Source organism: Pseudomonas antarctica (genome assembly GCF_900624995.1).
Taxonomy (GTDB): domain Bacteria; phylum Pseudomonadota; class Gammaproteobacteria; order Pseudomonadales; family Pseudomonadaceae; genus Aquipseudomonas; species Aquipseudomonas antarctica.
This window is the reverse complement of sequence record NZ_UYXQ01000040.1, coordinates 12,515-32,264: the sequence shown is the minus strand read 5'-3', so window position 1 is coordinate 32,264 and position 19,750 is coordinate 12,515. Positions and strand designations below refer to the sequence as shown.

The window sequence follows — 19,750 nt, the reverse complement described above, 5'->3', positions numbered from 1 at the left end:
GCTCGCGCTGAGCAGCAACCGCCTCAGCGAAGCCCAGTTCGGCATCAACCATGGTCGGCGGATCGGCAACTCGTTCCTCAACATCGACCGGGGCATGCAGGACGGCATCGGCGCGTTTGACGCCCAGGCCAATCACGACCCCAAGCCCGGCCAGGCCGATGCGCGCTACCGCAAATACACCGCGACGGTGAGCTACCTGTACCCGTTCAAACTGTGGGGCGAGTCGCTCAGTTTCAGCAGCTTGATGACCGGCCAGCACAGCGAAGACGTGCTGTTCAGCCCGCAGCGCATGAGCCTCGGCGGGCAGTCGTCGATTCGCGGCTACAAAGACCAGATGCTCGCCGGCGACAGCGGCGGTTACTGGCGCAACGACCTGCGCTGGAGCCGCCCGGTGACCTGGGCCTGGCTGCAACCAGTATTCAGCGAATACGGCACCAGCCTCGGTTACGACCAGGGCGTGATCAGCCACGGCCGCTACAACGCCGAGCAGCATGGGCGAATGAGCAGTAACTCGCTGGACCTGTTCGCACGCGGCAAGAACGTCGCGGCCACGGTGACCTTTGCCCACTCTTTGGAACGACCGGCTGCGATCACGGAACGTGAAGCGCCGATCTATTTCCGTATGGACTTTTTCCTTTAAATTTTTTACCGCCCTCGGGCATCGAGTAATGACATGGACGTCCGCCAGTTCGCCTTCCTCGCGCGCCAGCCTTCTGCTGCCGTAAAAAGCCGCTCCCACTTCCTGGGGCTGCCTAAACGTGGGTTAGCGTTGATCCTGGCCAACGCCATGTTCTGGCAGCCGCTGCTGGCCCAGGCCGACGGCATCGTCGTGAGCGCGCCGGGCACGGGCCTGGCGCAAGCGGGCAATGGCGTGCCCATCGTCAACATCGCCGCGCCGAACGCGAATGGGCTGTCGCACAACCAATTCCATGACTACAACGTCGGTGCCAACGGCGTCATTCTCAACAACGCCACCGACCGCACCCAGGCCACCCAGCTGGGCGGCATCATCGTCGGCAACCCGAATTTCAAAGGCGCCGCCGCCAACATCATCCTCAACGAAGTCAACGGCGGCAGCCCCAGCCAGCTGCGCGGTTACACCGAAGTGGCGGGGCAGTCGGCGCATGTGATCGTCGCCAACCCGTACGGCATCAGTTGCAACGGCTGCGGCTTTATCAATACGCCACAAGCCACGCTCACCACCGGCAAGGCGGTAATCGAAAACGGCCAGATCAGTCGCTACCAAGTCGACCAAGGCAGCGTCGCCATCGAAGGCGCCGGCTTGAATGCCACCAACGTCGACCAGTTCGAAATCATCACCCGCGCGACCACCATTAACGCGCAAATCCAGGCGAAAAAACTCACCATCGTCGCCGGTCGCAACGACGTCGACGCACGCACCTTGAACGCCACCGCACGTGCGGCGGATGGCAGCCAAGCGCCGGATTTGGCGATTGACTCCTCGGCGCTGGGCGGCATGTATGTGGGCGCGGTCAAGCTGGTCGGTACCGAGGCCGGTGTGGGTGTGCGCTTGTCGGGTGACATGGTGGCCGGCGGTGATATTCAGATTGATGCTGCGGGCAATGTGGTCATGGGCCAGACCTCGGCGGGCACCGCCGTTAACGTCAAGGCGCAGAGCGCCGAAACCAAAGGTGCGGTCTACGCCGGTACCGACTTGTCGGTGAAAACCCAAGGCGCACTGACCAACCAACAAACCCTCGCCGCCAAGGACAGCATCACCCTGGACGCCGCTGGCCGGTTGACCAACAACGGCATTATCGAAGCTGGCGTCAACGCCGATAGCAGCCGCAATGCCCAAGGCGATGTGCGCCTGACCGCGCAAACTATCGACAACACCGGCAAGACCATCATCGCCAGCCGCGACCTCAGCATTAACACCGGCGAGCTGGCCAACCAGCGCGGCACATTGAGCGCCCAGCGCGCTGCGCAACTGACTGCGACAAACCTGGATAACCAAAACAAAGGCCGCATCCTCAGCGCCGGCAGCCTCGGGATAAACGCCGGTCAACTGCTCAACAGCCAAGGTGGCCTCGTCACCAGCAGCGGCAACCTCACCGCAGGTATCGGCCAACTGATCAACCGCAATGGCGAGCTGTCGAGCCAGGCACAGGCCTCGCTGCAACTGGCAGCGCTGGACAACGTGGCAGGCCTGGTCTCAGCCGGGCAGTCGTTGAGCCTAACGGCCACAGGCCCGGTCATTAACCAGCACGGCACCGTGCGCGGCGACGTGCGCCTGGACTTGAACGCGGGCCACGTGGACAACAGCGCGGGCGGGCGCATCAGTGGCGGGCAGGCGCTCACTGCGAGTGTCGCCAGCCTTGATCAGCACGATGATGGTCGGCTCTTCGGCCAGGGCGAGGTCAGCCTCGACCTCAATGGCGGCCACCTGAATAACCAGGGTGGTGTGATCAATGCCCCGGGGCGCTTGTTGCTCAGTCACCTCAACAGCGTCGACAACCAGGGCGGTGAAATCTCCAGCAGCCAGGCATTTACCCTGGCTGCCAACACCTTGAACAACCGCAACGCCAAGCTTTTGAGCGAACAGGCACTGACCGTACGCATCGCCCAGGCGCTCGACAACACCCAAGGCCTGGTCTCGGCCAACGCCCTGGATATCCATGCCGGCAGCCTGGATAACAATGGCGGCACACTCAGCGCCGGTGACGGGTTGCTCGCACAGATCGACGCGGCGCTGGATAACCGCAACGGCAAAGTGTTGGCACGCACGGCAGTGGTCAGCAGTGCGACCCTGGACAATCGCCAAGGCTTGGTGCAAGGCGACGCCACCCTCAACCTCACCAGCCAGGGCCTGCTCGATAACCGCCAGGGCACGCTGTTCGCCGGGCAAGGGTTGGCTGTCAGTGCCGGCAGCCTCGACAACAGTGGCAAGGGCAACCTCTACAGCCAGGCAGGCGTCAGCCTTAACCTCAACGGCGGCCACCTGAATAACCAAAGCGGCGTGATCCACGCGCCCGGTGTGCTGCTGCTGAGCAACCTGAACAGTGTCGATAACCAGGGCGGGGAAATCTCCAGCGCCCAAGCGCTGGGCTTCACCGCCGACAGCCTCGACAACCGTGGCGGCCAATTGCTCAGCGAGCAAGGGCTGCTGGTGCGCATCGCCAAGGCGCTGGACAACACCAAGGGCTTGATTGCCGCCACCAGCCTGGACCTGCAGGCCAACAGCCTGATCAACGCCGAAGGCGAACTCAAAATACGCGATGACGCAAAGGTGCTCGTCACCACTGCGCTGGATAACCGCCAAGGCAAAATAGTCGCTGCGACCACCACCTTGGGCAGCCAGACGCTGGACAACAGCCAAGGCCTGCTGCAGGGCGACCGTTTGCTCACCGTCACCCATGCCGGGGTCGCGATCAACCGTGGCGGTCACTTCATCAGCGGCCAGTTCCTGAACCTGAATATCGACCAGTTCGACAACCAGGGCGGTGAGGTTTCCAGCGTCAGCGACTTGTCCTTGCACGGCAAACAGTTCGACAACCGTAACGGCGGGCGCCTGCTGGCCAACGGCGCGGTGCAACTGACCCTCGATGAGCTGAACAACCAACAAGGCACCGTGCGCAGCGATGGCACCTTCACGCTGCACGCCCGCACGCTGAACAACGACGGCGGCCGCCTCAGCAGCGGCGCGGCGCAGCAATTGACCACCCGCGGCGCCATCAGCAACCGCAACGGCGAATTGCTCAGTGCCATGGCCCTGACCCTCAACAGCGCCAGCCTTGATAACCGTGGCGGCAAGCTGATCGGCGACGGCGCCGTGCGCGTCACCACCGGCAGCCTGAACAACCAGAACAGCGGGCGCCTCTCCAGCGCCGAGGGCCTGGACCTGACGGCGGGGCAGGTGGATAACCGCTTTGATGGCCAAATCGCCAGCAACCAAGCCCTTACCGCCAGCCTCACCGGCCTTGACCAGCGCAGCGGCGGCAAGCTCTACAGCCTCAGCGACCTGAGCCTGGACATGAACCAGGGCCACCTCAATAACGCCGGCGGCCTGATCCATGCGCCGGGGCAACTGCTGCTCAAAAACCTGTCCACGGTCGCCAACCAGAGCGGTGAAATCTCCAGCGAACACGCCTTCACCCTGGCCGCAACCAGCCTGGATAACAGCGACGGCAAGCTGCTCAGTGACCAAGCGCTGAGCCTCAAGCTCGACCAGGCACTGATCAACATCAAAGGCCAGATCTCCGCCGCCGGGCTCAGCGCCCAGGCAGCGCGCCTGGACAACAGCAGCGGCGTGTTCAGCAGCTCCCAAGACCTGGCGCTGAACCTGGGTGCCGACCTGCTCAATGACGACGGTGAGGTCTCAAGCACGGGCGCGAGCGTGGTCAACGCGATGACGTTGAACAACCGCAACGACGGCCACGTGACGGGTGACTTCAGCCTCGACCTCACCACCACCGGCGCGCTGTTCAACCAGGGCGGCACCTTGGGCAGTGGCCAGCGCTTGAACGTGACCGCGGCCAGCCTGGATAACCGCCAGTCCGGCAGCTTGGTCAGCAATGGCAGCTTGAGCGTGAAGGTCGATGGCCTGCTGGACAACCAAGCCAAAGGCAGTGTGTTGGCCAAAGGCGTCGTGGATATTCAAGCCGCCAGCGTGGACAACCGCACAGGCCGCCTGTCCGCTCAACACCTGCTGACCCTGCGCAGCGCCAGCCTGGATAACCGTGGCGGCGCGGTGCGGGCCAATCAGGATCTGAACCTGCAAGTCGGCCAGCTGGATAACCGTCAAGGCGTGCTCAACAGCAAGCAGGCGCTGGCGATCACCGGGCAATCCCTGAGTAACCAGAACGGCCTGGCCAGCGCCGTTGGCCCGGTGCGGCTGACGCTCGACAGCGTCGACAACACCAAGGGCCGCATTGCCAGCCAGGCTGATCTGGACGCCACGGTCGGGATCTTCAACCAGCAGGGCGGTCAGTTGGTCGCCCAGGGCAACTTGAGCCTCAACGCCGACACCCTGGATAACCGCGACGGCGGCGTCCTCGGTGCGAAAAAAGCGCTGAAGCTCACGATCAACAGCGTCGACAACCGCGCGGGTGAAATCTCCAGCCAGCAGAACATCGACCTCAGCGGCCAGCGCCTCGACAACAGTGGCGGCAAGCTGTTGGCCGGGACTGCGCTGGAGCTGGCGATGCACGCGGTGATCAACCAGGCCAAAGGCTTGGTCTTCGCCCAGAACACGCGCTTCACCGGCACCCGCCTGGATAACACCGAAGGCACCTTTGGCGCCAAGCGCTCCCTGGCGTTGCAATTGGCGGCTGGGCTGGACAACACGGGTGGCAAATTCACCAGCGAAGGTTCGATGGACCTGGCGGCCCAGCGCATCGATAACACCGGCGGCAGCCTCTCCAGCGCCGGCCCGCTGACGATCGCCAGCGCCACGGCGTTGATTAACCAAGACGGCACCGTCGAGAGCGCGCAACGCCTCAAGCTGACCAGTGCCAGCCTCGATAACACTCACGGCCTGATCAAAAGCCAGGGTTCCGCAAGCCTCGCGACCGGCGCGTTCAAAAACGCTGTTGAGGGGCATGTCACCAGTGCCGACAGCCTTGACCTCACGGCCACCCAGGTCACCAACAGCGGGCAAATCCGCAGCGTTGGCACCTTGACGGCCAACCTCACCGGCCTCACGCAAATGGGCGGCGCCGAGCTGCTCAGCACCACGCAACTTAACCTCGACCTGCACAACGGCGAGCTGGTCAACGCGGGCGTGATCAACGCACCGATCCTGGTGCTCAACAACCTCGCTAACCTCAACAACCAGCACGGCGAAATCTCCAGCCAGAACGCCTTCACCTTGGCGGCCAACAACCTCGACAACAGCCACGGCAAGCTCATCAGCAACCAAGGGCTGACCTTGCGCGTTGAGCAACTGCTGGCCAACGTCAACGGCCATATCAACGCCGTTGGCCTCGACGCCCGCAGCACCCGTTTGGACAACACCGACGGCCTGCTCAGTGGCCGCGGTGATGTCGCAATCCATGCCACCGAGCGCATGGATAACCAACGCGGCAGCGTGATTGCCGACGGCGACTTGCTGCTGACCGGCGCCGGCCTGGATAACCGCAATGGCGAGATCGCCGGCAAGGCGCAGGTGACGGCCAACATCGAGCAACTCGACAACCAGAACGGCAAGCTGATCAGCACCGCAGGCCTGCACCTGCGCGGCGCCAATCTGGATAACCGTAACGGTCTGGTAGGCGCCACAAAAGCGCTGAAACTCGACGTGGGTTCGATCGACAACCGCGCCGGTGAGCTGACCGGCAACGCCGACGTCAGCGTCACCGGCCAGCAGTTGAACAACAGCGACAAAGGCGTGGTGTTTGCGCGCGGCGGCTTGAACCTGGCGGTGGACCAGGTCATCAACCGCGCCCTCGGTGAATTGAACGGCCAGCGGCTGAGCCTCACCGGCACCTCGCTGGACAACACGGGCGGCAAGCTGCTCAGCGAACAACCGTTGGTGCTGGAACTGGCCGGCGACCTGGACAACAGCCAAGGCGTGCTGAGCAGTGAAGACGCACTGAGCGTCAAGGCGCGAAGCCTGATTAACAACAAAGGCAGCCTTTCCAGTGCCCAAGGTTTGAGCGTCGCCGTGACCGGCAACCTGGATAACCAGGACGGCAAGTTGGTCACCGATGGCAGCCTCACGCTGCACAGCGCGAGTCTGGGCAACCAGCAAGGCATCATCAGCGGCAAGGGCCCGGTCGTCGTCAGCACGGGCGCGCTGAACAACCAAGGCGGGCGCCTCAACAGCAGCGCCACCTTGGCGTTGACCACCGCACAGTTGAACAACGGTGGCAGCATCGGCGGCGAGCAGGGCATGACGGCCAGCGTCACCGGGCTCGATCAACAAGGTGGCAAGCTGTTCAGCAACGCCGGTTTAAGTCTGGACCTGAACAACGGCGCGTTGAACAACACCGGGGGCTTGCTCAATGCCAAGGGCCCGTTGCTACTCAATAACCTCAACACCGTCACCAACCAGAACGGCGAAATCTCCAGTGGCCAGGCTTTCACCCTGGCTGCGCAAAGCCTGGATAACAGCAACGGCAAACTGCTGAGCAACCAAGGCCTGACCTTGCGCATCAACCAGGCGCTGACCAACCTCAAAGGCATGATCGGCGCTGCCAGCCTCGATGCCCGCACGGCGGCGTTGGACAACCGAGGTGGCCGCGTGAACAGCCGTGGCGACCTGCTATTGAGCAGCGACGGCCAGCTGAATAACCAAGACCAGGGCCTGATCAATAGCCTCGGCACCCTGAACCTCACGGCTGCCGGCCTGAACACCGGCAGCGGTGGCGAAGTCTCGGCCAAAGGTGCGCTGGCCGTGGGCGTCAATGCCTTGGCAGCGGCGGGCGGCCGCATTGTCGGCGAGCAGGGCGTGACCCTCGACCTGAACAACAGCGACTTGGATAACCGCAACGGCCTGCTGCTTGCCAATGGCCCGCTGACCCTGAAAAACCTGCGTGACCTCAATAACCAGGGCGGTGAAATCTCCAGCCAGCAAGGCTTCTCCGTGACCGCGCGGAGCCTGGACAACACCGGCGGCAAGCTGATCAGCAGCCAGACCCTGAGTGTCAACGCGGGCACGCTGATGAACTCCGCGAAGGGCTTGCTGAGCGGCTGGCAAGGCCTGAGCGTCAGTGGCGGCAACCTCGACAACCGCGACCACGGCACGCTCTCCAGCCGTAGCGGCGCGATTGATGTGCGCCTGAGCGGCGCGCTGCAAAACAACACCGAAGGCGCACTCGTCAGCCACGGGCGTTTGGACGTCAGCGCTGCCAGCCTGGATAACCGCGGCAGTGGCGTGCTCTCCAGCGGCACCGGGCAAGCGCTGGCAGTGACCGGCGCGTTGGTGAACGGCGACGGCGGCTTGATCGAAAGCGGCGCCGAGCTGGATGTGCAAGCGGCCACCCTGGCCAACCAAGGCACCATCAACGTGCAGCAGGGGTTTTCCTTTACCGGCACCGACCTGAGCAACAACGGTGGCAGCCTGATCAGCAACGGCGGCATGACCCTCGACCTGCTCGGCAACCTCAATAACAGCGGCGGCAAACTGGCCAGCGCCGGGCCGTTGCTGCTCAAACGCGCCAACCAGGTCTACAACAACGCCGACGGCAAGATCATCAGCCAGAGCCTGTTGACCCTGCTCACCGGCGGCTTGAATAACAGTGAGCGCGGCACCCTTGCCGGCAAAGAGCGGGTGGTCATCACCAGCAGCGGCGTCGTGCAAAACCAAACCGACGGCTTGATCTACAGCCAAGACGCCGACGTGCAACTGAACGCCGCAAGCCTGAACAACGCCAATGGCAAGGTGCAGGGCCAGACCGGCCTGGGCTTGACCGTCAGCGGCGACGTCAATAACCAGGGCGGCAAACTGGTCAGCGCCCGGGGCCTGGACCTGCGCGCTAACCGCATCGACAACCAGAGCGGGCGCATCGCTGCGCAGACCGGCGATGCAGTGGTCAACGCCAATTATTTCGCCAACGCCAACGGCGGTTTGTACGCCAAGGGCCTGGTGCGCGTGGGCGGGCAAACCCTGGACAACAGCAGCGGCCAGATTGGCGCGGGTACGATCGACCTGGGGCTCAGCGGCGCGTTACGCAACCAGGCGGGAATTATCGAAAGCGACACCACGCTGAACCTGCTGGCCGGGGATGTCGATAACGTCGGCGGCCAACTGCGCGCCCTTGGCAGCAGCGGCAAAACCACCGTCCAAGTTGGCGGGCAGATCGACAACCGCAATGGCCAACTGGAAACCTCCAACAGCGACTTCACGCTGACCGGCAGCCTGCAGAACCAAGGCGGCAGTGTGCTGCACGGCGGCACCGGGACCTTTGATATCGCTACCGCCAACCTTACCCGTGCGGGCGGCAATGTGGTGACGCGCGGCGGTTTGACCCTGACCGCAGATAACTGGACCAACAGCAGTGTGATCCAGGCCGGCCGTTTGACGGTGAACGTCAACACCCTGAACCAGACGGCGGGCGGGCAATTGCTGGCGTCGCAAAGCTTGGTCGGCAACGGCGGTAATTGGAACAACGATGGCTTGATTGCCAGCGACGGCAGTGTGGCTGTGCAATTGGCTGGCGGTTATGAAGGCAACGGGCGCATCAGCAGTGTCGGTACGCTGAACCTTAGCGCCGCGCAAATGACCCTCAAGGAGCCCGGCAGCCTGGCAGGCGGGGGCGCCAGCCACGTGAGCGTCGGCGGCCAGTTGAGCAACCGTGGGCGCCTGACCTCCGGCAGCGGCCTGCGTATCGACGCCGGCAGCGTGGTCAACACAGGCACGCTGGGGGCTGCGCAGAACCTTGATCTGACGGCCCAAAGCCTGCTCAACGACCACGTTGCGGGCGACATCAATGCGCGCGGTTTCGTGTTCAGTGGCCAGGACGCCACGTTCAACGTGGGCAGCCTGACCAACAATTATTCGGACATCTACAGCCTCGGCAACCTGACGATGGCAGGTGTTGCCGGCGGGACAGCCGCACAGAGTATCCGCAACATTTCCGCCAGCATCGAAAGCATGGGCGACCTCCGGCTCTCGGCCAATGACGTGGTCAACGAGCGCGAGAAATTCCAGCTCAACCAACGCTTGACGTCGGTGGGCGTCAGCATTCGTTGCACGCAACATTGCAGCGGTGGCTGGAGCGACAGAAGGCCTGCGGTCACCCTGAGCCGCACGGTTGAAAGTGTGGTGGAGGCCAACTCACCGTCGGCCACCCTCAGCGCCGGGCGCAACATGGTGATTGCCGGCCAGAACTTCACCAACCGCTACAGCGTGGTGTCGGCCGCCAATGACCTGTCGATTACCGGCGAGAATATCCAGAACCTGGCGGCCACCGGTGGCTCTGGCACCCGGAGCCAGGAATACGGCGGCATTACCAAAATCGGCAAGGGCCAGTACAACCAGATGGTCGCGGCGGTGCAGGCCTACAACCGCGCGCACCCTCAAGGCTCGCCGGTGGATGAGGCGGCCTTTGCGGCATTGATGACGAAGTTCAGCCCGTCGCTGTTTTCAGGGATCAATGCGCCCATACCGGTGGCAGGCGGCACGCAAGTGGTGGCCCCGGCCATCATCCAGGCCGGCGGCAACGCTCAACTCATCGCCAGTAAAAACATCAGCAACATCACGGTGCTCAAGACCGCGCTTGGGGTAGGCGGCCGCGCGCTGGATACCGGTGTGGGCGCCAACAAAACCCAGGTGGTGGTGCTGAATGCACAGTTGCCGCCTGACCTGGCCCAACAGCAAGTCAACCCCTTGACCCTGCCGGGCTTCGGTTTGCCCAGCGGGCAGAACGGCTTGTTCCGCTTAAGCGGCCAAGGTGGCACCAGCGGGCAGGCGACCGGCAATCAGGGCGGCGCTCAGACGTGGACACTGGGCAGCGCCAGCATTGACCCGGCCACGCGTGATCAAGCGCGACCTGAAAACCAGGGCCGTACGATCCAGGTGGAAGGGGCTGCCCTTGTCACCGCCAGTACCCATCAAATCGCCCTGACCGCTCGCGAAGCCGGCGCCATCGACGCCGTGGCCAGCGCTATCAACATTGACGCTGTCGGCAGCGCCGACGTGCAGACCCTACAGCCTGGCCGCTCCAGCGGTGGCGACATCACCCATGTAGCCGGCATTGATGCGCATAACCCGGCGCAGGGTGCCGGGCCAGCGGTCGGCGCAACGGACTTGTCCGGTCTGGCTGCAGCCGATCGCGACGCCCGCTCGGTGCACACCGCGCTCACTGAGTCGGACGGCGCTCGCCCCGACCTGAGTAGCCGTGGCACCAACGTGGCTGCCATTGCGCCACAGACGGCCGTGGGGCAACCGACCCCGTTGACCAGCCAAACCTTCACCCGCGTCCAAGGCCTGCCCGACAGCCGCGCCGCCTCGCAGCCGCACAAGTACCTGATCGAGACCAGCCCGGTACTCACCGACCTCAAGCAATTCATGAGCTCGGACTACCTGCTGCAAGGCCTGGGCTACAACCCCGACCAGAGCTGGAAACGCCTCGGCGATGGCCTCTACGAACAGCGCCTGGTGCAGCAAGCGGTACAAGCGCGCACCGGCCAACGCTTTATCGACGGTCAGAACACCGACGAGAAGCTGTTCAAGTACCTGATGGACAACGCCATCAGCAGCAAGCAGCAACTAAACCTGTCGATGGGCGTGAGCCTCACCTCGCAACAGGTTGCGGCCTTGACCCACGACATCGTGTGGCTGGAACAACACGAAGTGAACGGTGAAAAGGTCCTGGTGCCAGTGCTCTACCTGGCCCAGGCCAACAACCGCCTGGCGCCGAATGGTGCCTTGATCGCCGGTAACGACCTGAAGCTGATCGCCGGCGAAAACTTGGTCAACGCCGGTATCCTGCGCGCGAACAACAACCTGTCGGCCCAGGCGGGTAACGACCTGACCAACAGCGGGCTGATCGAAGCGGGCAATCGCCTCGACCTGCTCGCCGGTAACAACATTGTTAACAAAGCCGGCGGCATTATTGCCGGGCGTGATGTGACGATGACCGCGATTAATGGGGATGTGATCAACGAACGCAGCGTGACTGGGTGGGACGACAGCGGGCGTGGGTATTCGCAGCATCGGGACTACGTTGACAGTGCGGCGAGGGTGGAGGCGGCCAATGACCTGGATATCAGCGCCGGCAAAGACGTTGCCAGCGTCGGCGGCGTTTTGCACAGCGGTCGTGACACGACAATCGTGGCGGGTCGCGATGCCAGCCTGGCCTCTGCCGAAGAGCGCAATGCGACCGACATGGGGCGCCGCCTGCAATCGAGCAATGCCACGCAATACGGTTCTAGCGTAGAGGCAGGTCGCGACATCAACGTCAAAGCCGGCCGAGACATCACGGCTATCGCCAGCCAGATCGATGCCAAGCGCGACATCAACATGAGCGCTGGCGGCGATATGTTCCTGGCCTCGGCTGCGGACGAGCAACACTCCTCCAGTAAAAGTAAAAAGGAAAAGCGTCAGGAAGATCATGTCAGCCAGGTGTCGACCACGCTGAGTGCCGGTGGGGACGTCTCGCTCAGTGCAGGTAAGGACCTGGGCCTGATTGCCAGCCGTATCAGTGCAGGCGATGAAGCCTACCTGGTGGCGGGTGGCAACCTGGCGTTGCTGTCGGCCGAAGACAGTGATTATTCGCTGTATGACATGAAGAAGAAGGGCAGTTGGGGCAGTAAGAAAACCCAGCGGGATGAAGTGACTAAAGTCACCCACATCGGTAGCGAAATCAAAACCGGTGGTGACCTGACTATTCAAAGTCAGGGCGACCAGAAATACCAGGCTGCCAAGTTGGACAGTGGCAATGACCTGACCATCGCCAGCGGTGGTAGCGTGACCTTCGAGGGTGTCAAAGACCTCGATCAGGAAAGCCATGCCAAGAGCAAAAGCAGCCTTGCCTGGAACAGCATGAGTGGCAAAGGCAACACCGACGAGACCCTCAGGCAGACCCAAATGGTTGCCAAGGGTGAAATCGCGATCAAGGCCGTTGATGGTCTGCATATCGATGTCAAACAAGTCAACCAACAGACCGTCAGCCAGGCGATCGACGCGATGGTGAAGGCAGATCCACAGATGGCTTGGCTGAAGGACGCGGAGAAACGTGGAGATGTTGATTGGAAACTGATCAAGGAAACGCACGACTCGTATAAGTACAGCAACTCCAGCCTCGGACAAGGGGCGATGCTGGCGATCATTATTATTGTTACGGTATTGACGGCTGGGGCGGCCAGCGGTGTAGTAGGCACAGCGTTTGCGGGTGCAGGAACTGCGGGTTCTGGCACCGCTATGGCGGCGGCGGGTAGTTCGGCAATGGTCTCGGCAGGCACTGCTGTTGGGACTGCGGCGGCAGGCTGGGGCAACGCCATGGCCACTGCTGCGTTAACGTCACTTGCAAGCGGCAGTGCTGTCAGCTTTATCAATAATGGCGGCAACCTTGGCGCGACGCTTAAAGATGTGACTTCAAGCAACGCGCTGAAAGGCTATGCAACAAGCGCTCTTACAGCAGGTTTCACAACAGGTGTCATCGATCCCAACTTGGGCGGCACCACCAAGCCTTTCAATAACCTCACCAAAGGGTTCGATCTCAAAACTCTGGAAGGGATTGGCGGCTTTGCGGTTCACGCGGCGGCTCAAGGTGTGGCTGCTGGCACCATTCAGACGGTGGTGGGTGGCGGAAATCTGGGCAAGAACGTCACCGGCGGCCTGGTTTCACAGGCCGGCAATGTGGTGGCTGCGACGGCGTTCAACTACGTGGGCAGTTATGCCCAGGACCATTGGCAGGCCGCGAAGAACGCCGGTGATACCACCGGGATGGCGATGTGGGCGGAGGGTGGTTCAGCCCGAGTCACCATGCACGCCTTGTTTGGTGGTGCGGTGGCCAGTGCCACGGGTGGCGACTTCAAAACCGGGGCTATTGCTGCGGGCGCAAGTCAGGCAATGGCGCAGGTCCTGAACGATACGTTTGATAAGCAACCGGAGTTGAGACAGGCGTTCGCCCAGGTGGTCGGTTTGACTGCGGCGGGGCTGGCCGGCGGCGATGTCAACAAAGCGTCCTGGGTGTCGCAAATGGCGGATCAGTACAACCGCCAACTGCACCAGAAGGAAACGCTCGCGTTGGAAGCTTTGCAGAAAGACGACCCGGCCAATGCCTATAAGTTGAAGGCCGCGGCCTGTGCCTTGGTGCACTGCAGTGCTTCCGTTCCGACTGAAGATCCAAACTACAAGTACATCAGCGAACTTGAGTCTGACGGCGGCAGCTTCAAGGATGCTCAGAAGCAGCTGTTGGCAACCGGAGCTTTTGATGAGTACGGCCGGTGGGATAAAGCCAACGACAAGCTGTTGAAGAATGACGAGGCACTTACCCGCTCGGGCAATGCGAGTCGAGCGGTGCTGGGGGCGATAGGGGCCGCTGCCGGGTTCGGCGGTGCAGCGTTGACGGCGCCTGCCTGCGTGACGGTGGTGGGGTGCGCGGCACCTGCATTGTCTGGCTTGGGCGGCGCGCTCTCCTTCCACGATGGTATGCAGGCGACGGGTGCTCTGCTAACGCCTTATCAATACACGCAGGGGAGCAAGGTACTTGCCTCGTTCAGTATGGATACCTACCCTGGCGATGTTAATCCCATGCGTGATTATGGGACTGCGGCGGCGCGGGCGGCGATAGAAATTGCGCTGTTCAAAGGTGCCGGAAAGTTGGCTGAAGGTAAATCTCTTCTGCTGACGGGGGAGAAGACGGGTTCAAAAGCTACTCCATCCGGTTTGGTTTCTGGGGAAACCAGAGTTGTAGGTACTGGTAAAACTGCGGCTAACGATGCGAGTTTCGATGGTGCAAAAGGACCAGGGCAGGTTATCCCTGATGCAATCAGCCCACCTAAGTTCAGCCGGGTTGAAGACCTGTTTGGGCAGACATTTGAAAGTATCCCGCTGTCGCACCTTCCCAATTGGAAGACCGGTTCGCTTGTAAATGATGGGGTGTTAGGCGAGCAACTGGCCCTTCAAACCCTCAACGGAAAAACCGGCCTCAATTTCAAACCATTGCAGAACGGTAGCAACCACGGCTGTGATGGCTGCGCGGTTGCGATCAATGGCGATACGATTACCGTGGTAGTGATGGATGCGAAGTCTTCGGTGAATGGCGTGAGTAAGGCCGGTACGCCGCACGGAGATCCGGCGACGAGGTTGAGAGGGTGGTTGGGTAATAGCTCAATTGCCGATTCGGACCCAGCGTTACGTGATGCTTTGCGAGCAGCGCTGCTTTCTGAAAACGTCAAAGTCCAAGGCGTGACCGTCAAAGTCGGTGTTCCTGCCCCCGGTAAAACAGGTGTAGCAGAATTTAAGGTGGAACCATGGTCCAAGAAATAATTCAGTGCGAGCGCTCGGGCGTAAACCCGAAATGGCCTTCTTACAAAAGTGTGCTGGGGCGCATAGCCAAGGGGCCACATGTCTCGGATGAATATGAGATAGCCGGTATTCGCGAGTACGTTACTCGCGAGGATGCTTCGCCGAAGCGTTCAATGATGGTTCCAAACAGAAACAATGCAACAGATGCTCGTGCAGAATGGATGTCGGTGACAAGGGCTCACAAAGTACTTGCCACTGCAACGGGAAACCCGCGATGGCTTTCCGAATTGGCACACTGGATGCGTTACTACCAAGTAGGCATTTGGCAGTTGTTTTTTTGGGCGGGGCAGTTTGACGTTTTGGCTAAAGCCGTAGGTAATGACAGACGCCAACAAAACTACAGCATCCAAACCGCTGCCAACATGATGGCCGCCATGGCGATTCTGGGCTGGAAGGAAGCTGTCATCCACCAAGGCTATTTGACCCATGCGGCGCTCAACCGTGGTCATCAACTGGTCATCGAGTATGAAGAGGAGCACCGCCGCGCCCAAGCCTTTATGCTGCGTGTGTTTGCCGATTGGGTGGGCGATGTCTCGCATCAATGGCCTGCTTATGCTTACGACGAACCCATCTACGAAGCCTTGTTGGCCAAGTGGCGCACTCCCAGCCCCGACGACCTGATGCCCTGCCTGTTGGCCGCGTGTGACCGCCACACTTGGCAAACCGGCAAAGAGAGCCAGAAGAATTCTTACGACTTCAATCAGGACTGGCACTTGGAGCGCGTGCCGGTGGAAATTCTCTATATCCTGCGCCTGCGCCAGTGGGAAGGTTTAGCCAATCCGCAGAAGATTGATCATCCGCTGCTGGCCGTGCCCTTTGACCAATTGCCGCCCGAGCAGCCAGTGCCTGAGTTGGACGAGTTGATGCAAGGTGTACTCAACCGCGCAAGGGGGGACTGGCCACAGTACGATGAAGTGCTGTCTTTGCCAGAATTGAAGAGTTGAATAGGTGCAAAAGGACCAGGGCAGGTTATCCCTGATGCAATCAGCCCACCCAAGTTCAGCCGGGTTGAAGGCCTGTTTGGGCAGACATTTGAAAGTATCCCGCTGTCGCACCTTCCCAATTGGAAGACCGGTTCGCTTGTAAATGATGGGGTGTTGGGCGAGCAACTGGCCCTTCAAACCCTCAACGGAAAAACCGGCCTCAATTTCAAGCCATTGCAGAACGGTAGCAACCACGGCTGTGATGGCTGCGCGGTTGCGATCAATGGCGATACGATTACCGTGGTAGTGATGGATGCGAAGTCTTCGGTGAATGGCGTGAATAAGGCCGGTACGCCGCATGGGGACCCGAGGACGCGGTTGGAGGGGTGGCTGGGTAATAGATCAATTGCCGACTCTGATCCTGCTTTAAGCGATGCTTTGCAAGCGGCGTTGGATTCAGGAAAAGCCAAGGTTCAAGGTGTAACAGTCAAAGTCGGTGTTCCCGCCCCTCGTGCCTGCATCAGCATGGGGTGAGGCTTGGGCCGAGGTCAGGAAAAATGGCCCCCCGAAGAAGGTTGAGTAAGTGCCATTCAAATCTGTCTCCTTTTTTGTTCCACTTTAATGGCAAGGTCGTCGGACCTTGGATCTTAGATAAATGGGTGTGAGCATGTCGAACGACGTTTGTGGCTATGTTCATCCGTCGCCAAGTCCTGATGCTTGGACGGCGGTAGATGACTATATTTTAGAGAGTGAATTGGGGATATTTAAAATTACCAGCGCTGAGCTGTTTAACTATCCGCCTGATTTTTTACCAAGTAAAGGGACCTTCGTCTTTTTAATTGGAGACAGGCCTGGCTATCCTAATGCTACCTATTTGACGGACTATGATGAATACGATCCATTGACCTCAGATATTGGATTTCCGAGCAAATCCCAAGACAGAGTTGCGATTCTATTAGAGGCGATTACTGAGATTGCTTCGATTTGCAAGGCCGAGAAAATAGTTTTTTCAATCTCGGACAGTAGTCAAATAGAGGCGGTTAGACGTATTAACATGTCGGACCTGTATGAGGTGGTTTTATCTGACTTTGAAAAACATCAGGCACCTCCAGATACACTATACGAAGTGTTTTGCGGGGATGTCTGTAGCGATGTTGTTAAACGCTAAAACGGGGGCGGATTTGAATGGCACTTACTTAACAGCTAACCCGCTGATATGACTACAAAAAATGAAAAAGACCGTCCTTGGTCTACGGTGATAGTTGCGAACACACACCATGAGAACAAGGATAGCCCGCGTGAATCGTAGACGCCAAATCGTCAGGCATCAACAGCAACGCATTCAGCAGCACACCAAAAACAGCAATGCCCATGCGTTCTTTAAGCTGCTAGCCGATCCGAAGTAAAAATCTATCGTTTGGTGAAGGAATTGAGGGCGTGCGCCATCAGACGTGGTGAAAATTGGAATTCGTTTGTGATGACTTATACGCGTGGTGGACAAGTTAAAACCAAGCTCAATGCTTGATTGATAAAAAGTCTTATATCAAAAAGTATCTGTGAAAGCGGACTAGAAAGGGCGAGGCTATCTGTTTGGCTTTGCTCGGTTATTCAGGCGGGGAAAAAGGGACAAATTCATTTGGTTTTTTGATTGTGTTCGGCCAAATAAATGTGTTCCCTTTCTGCTATGCATCTAAGTGGTGTTTATGGATATTTTGAGTAAAGAGAGCATTGCCAGCGTCACGCTGTTTGATGTGAGGGTGTCGGAGAGCGAACTGATGGTGTTTGCCGACTGCATGAGAATTGTGATGGAGCACTACACCGAATCTCAGATTGCCGAGATGACTGTGTGTGAATCTAAGCAAGAGCTGTCTTACTTTCTGTCCGGGGTGACGGATGTCGTGAGAGAGATGGAGAGGCAGGAATATTTGCCTGATCGGTTTAAAGCCTAGCGGCTGGGTGGGAGGGCTATTCGCTCCGGTGTTCAGGCACGAAATAGGGGGCAGACTACGGTTTTGTAAAGGTAATCAAAATTGCTCTTTGAAACATGTGAATGGTAGTCTGACTCCTATTTCCACTCTAACGGTATTCCTATTGAGGTTATGAATTTCCCCGGGGCCAAGTGATGAAAGAAAAAGATGTTGTTGCAATTTTGAAGGAGCAGGGCTGGACCTGTGGCAAGGATGAGGTTGGTGATTATTTTTGCGTCACCGATATCGGAGGGGTTCAACTTCAGATTATTCCATCGGTGGGTAAGCGCTCGGATCATTTTCGGGTTTTGCTTATGTCCTCCGTGTCGTCCACAGAATTTTCGGATGCTGTTTCCTTTATATCGGGTGATAGGGGCAGTCATGCGCCGATTATCGTTAGCAATGAAGCACCGGAGAAGTTGTCTGTTTTTTCTACTGATGATGTCGTTAGGCTTTCTGAAAAGGCTGCATCTTGGGCTCGCTCTCAGAATATTGACGAGGGGTTGAAGATTTATAGAGAGCTGCCAACCGATGTTAAGGGTGCAATGCCCCTCCAGCATCTGGCAGCTCTGGCAATAGCCGGTGATAGTGGAGGTTTGGACGAATACAAGAAGAGTTTTGAGAAGGGCGATAGGCTCGGGTTCGTGCCTTACATTACCTCCGATATGATTGGTAGAGCACTGATGATAGCGCAAGGAAGTAAGTAGTCATTCTGTAAGAAACCCAGCCAGCAGCTGGGTTTCTTATAGTGGAAAAGTAGAAGAGAAAAGGAAGAGAAAAAGGGAAGGATTTATTTGATTTTTTGATTATGTTCGACCCAATAAATTTGTTGCTTTTCTGCTGTGAGTCTAAGTGGTGTTTATGGATATTTTGAGTAAAGAGTGTATTGCCACTGTCACGCTGTTTGACTTGAAAGTGTCAGAAGGTGAACTGATGGTGTTTGCTGATTGCCTAAAAATTGTTATGGAGAACTATAGCGATTCTGAGATTGCCGATATGACAGTTTGCGAGTCGAAGGAGGAACTTTCTTACTTTCTTGCAGGTGTCACTGAGGTATTGAAAGAGATGGTGAGGCAGGATTACTTACCTGATCGGTTCAAATCCTAGCCTGTGCGTGAGAGGGCAATACCCAAGTAAAGTTTAACGTGGACTCATGTGGGAGCAGGCAAGCCAGCCCCCACAGTTTTTGCCGTGTTCAGGCAGGCGTTTTTGCGGGGTTCAGGCACTCAATAGAGCGGTCCACGGTGGTCTTGGCCATTTCCAGCAAATGCCACACAGCCAGAATCTTCGCCCGCTCGGGGCTAGGCAGCAGCTCACTGCAATTGAGTGTTGTGGCCGAAGCGCTGTCGAGCAAGCTTGAGGTGTAGAGCAGGGCGTCTTCGAAGCTGAGGTCTTCGATTTGAACACCTTGTGTGGGCAGGTAATGATCGATGGCGCGGTTGAAGGCGGCGCGGTCTTTAATGGTGTTGCGGGGTGGATCGGGGACGACTTTTTTCATGGTGTAACTCCACATGGTTGGAGCTGACACCCGTCGCGACTAAACGTTGGGTGGCGGCTGTACGCAGGTTAGTCGACCGGTCACATGGAAAACCGGCGCACCCGAAGGTGCCCTACGCACAGCCACCATAAAACTTCATGGAGGACCATGCACCATGTAAGACCCGAGCGACTAAACCCGATCACTGATAAGCAGTGACGGATCGCAGACTAGCCATCGATTCCAACAGGCACAAGGCGGCAGAGATTGTCTAGGAAACGTCCTGCAATTTAAAGCGACACGCCCTGCTGGCCCTTTACAAACCATGACCCAATACCACTAATCAGATCGTTCCTACGCTCTGCGTGGGAATGCCTCCTGGGACGCTCCGCGTCCCGCCAGCCCACGCACGTTTTGAATTCGGCGAGCGTCACGGGCGCCATTC

9 protein-coding genes are annotated in these 19,750 nt (G+C 59.2%); 8 read left to right on the top strand and 1 reads right to left on the bottom strand.

From position 1 onward, the window contains the following. The 8 genes from E0F99_RS18330 to E0F99_RS18295 form a co-directional block, all read left to right on the top strand. The coding region (locus tag E0F99_RS18330) for a ShlB/FhaC/HecB family hemolysin secretion/activation protein (protein ID WP_130908851.1) at positions 1-640 on the top strand (640 nt) is incomplete at its 5' end. A gap of 33 nt (positions 641-673) precedes the next feature. Continuing rightward, positions 674-14,899, top strand: coding sequence for a two-partner secretion domain-containing protein (locus E0F99_RS18325; RefSeq protein ID WP_083357669.1), 14,226 nt, complete (start codon positions 674-676; stop codon positions 14,897-14,899). Between the two features lie 308 nt (positions 14,900-15,207). Next, entirely contained in the window at positions 15,208-15,882 is a 675-nt protein-coding gene (locus E0F99_RS18320) for a hypothetical protein (protein WP_130908852.1), read from the top strand. 150 nt (positions 15,883-16,032) lie between these two features. Further along, positions 16,033-16,395, top strand: coding sequence for a hypothetical protein (locus E0F99_RS18315; RefSeq protein WP_242626912.1), 363 nt, complete (start codon positions 16,033-16,035; stop codon positions 16,393-16,395). A 133-nt stretch (positions 16,396-16,528) separates the two neighbouring features. Continuing rightward, on the top strand, positions 16,529-17,029 hold the full coding sequence (locus tag E0F99_RS18310) for a hypothetical protein (protein ID WP_083360455.1): 501 nt from the start codon (positions 16,529-16,531) through the stop codon (positions 17,027-17,029). Positions 17,030-17,564: 535 nt separating this feature from the next. Next, complete coding sequence (locus E0F99_RS18305; protein WP_083359006.1) at positions 17,565-17,810, top strand: hypothetical protein; 246 nt, start codon at positions 17,565-17,567, stop codon at positions 17,808-17,810. Between the two features lie 173 nt (positions 17,811-17,983). Then, on the top strand, positions 17,984-18,535 hold the full coding sequence (locus E0F99_RS18300; RefSeq protein ID WP_083359005.1) for a DUF6990 domain-containing protein: 552 nt from the start codon (positions 17,984-17,986) through the stop codon (positions 18,533-18,535). Between the two features lie 154 nt (positions 18,536-18,689). Next, positions 18,690-18,935 (top strand): hypothetical protein, encoded by a 246-nt coding sequence (locus tag E0F99_RS18295; RefSeq protein WP_083359004.1) that lies wholly within the window; start codon positions 18,690-18,692, stop codon positions 18,933-18,935. 88 nt (positions 18,936-19,023) lie between these two features. On the opposite strand, the gene E0F99_RS18290 is transcribed toward E0F99_RS18295, so the two are convergent. Beyond that, positions 19,024-19,326 carry a DUF6124 family protein gene (locus tag E0F99_RS18290; RefSeq protein WP_083359003.1) on the bottom strand — a complete coding sequence of 101 codons (303 nt, stop codon included), beginning with the start codon at positions 19,324-19,326 and terminating at the stop codon, positions 19,024-19,026. Positions 19,327-19,750: the final 424 nt, after the last annotated feature.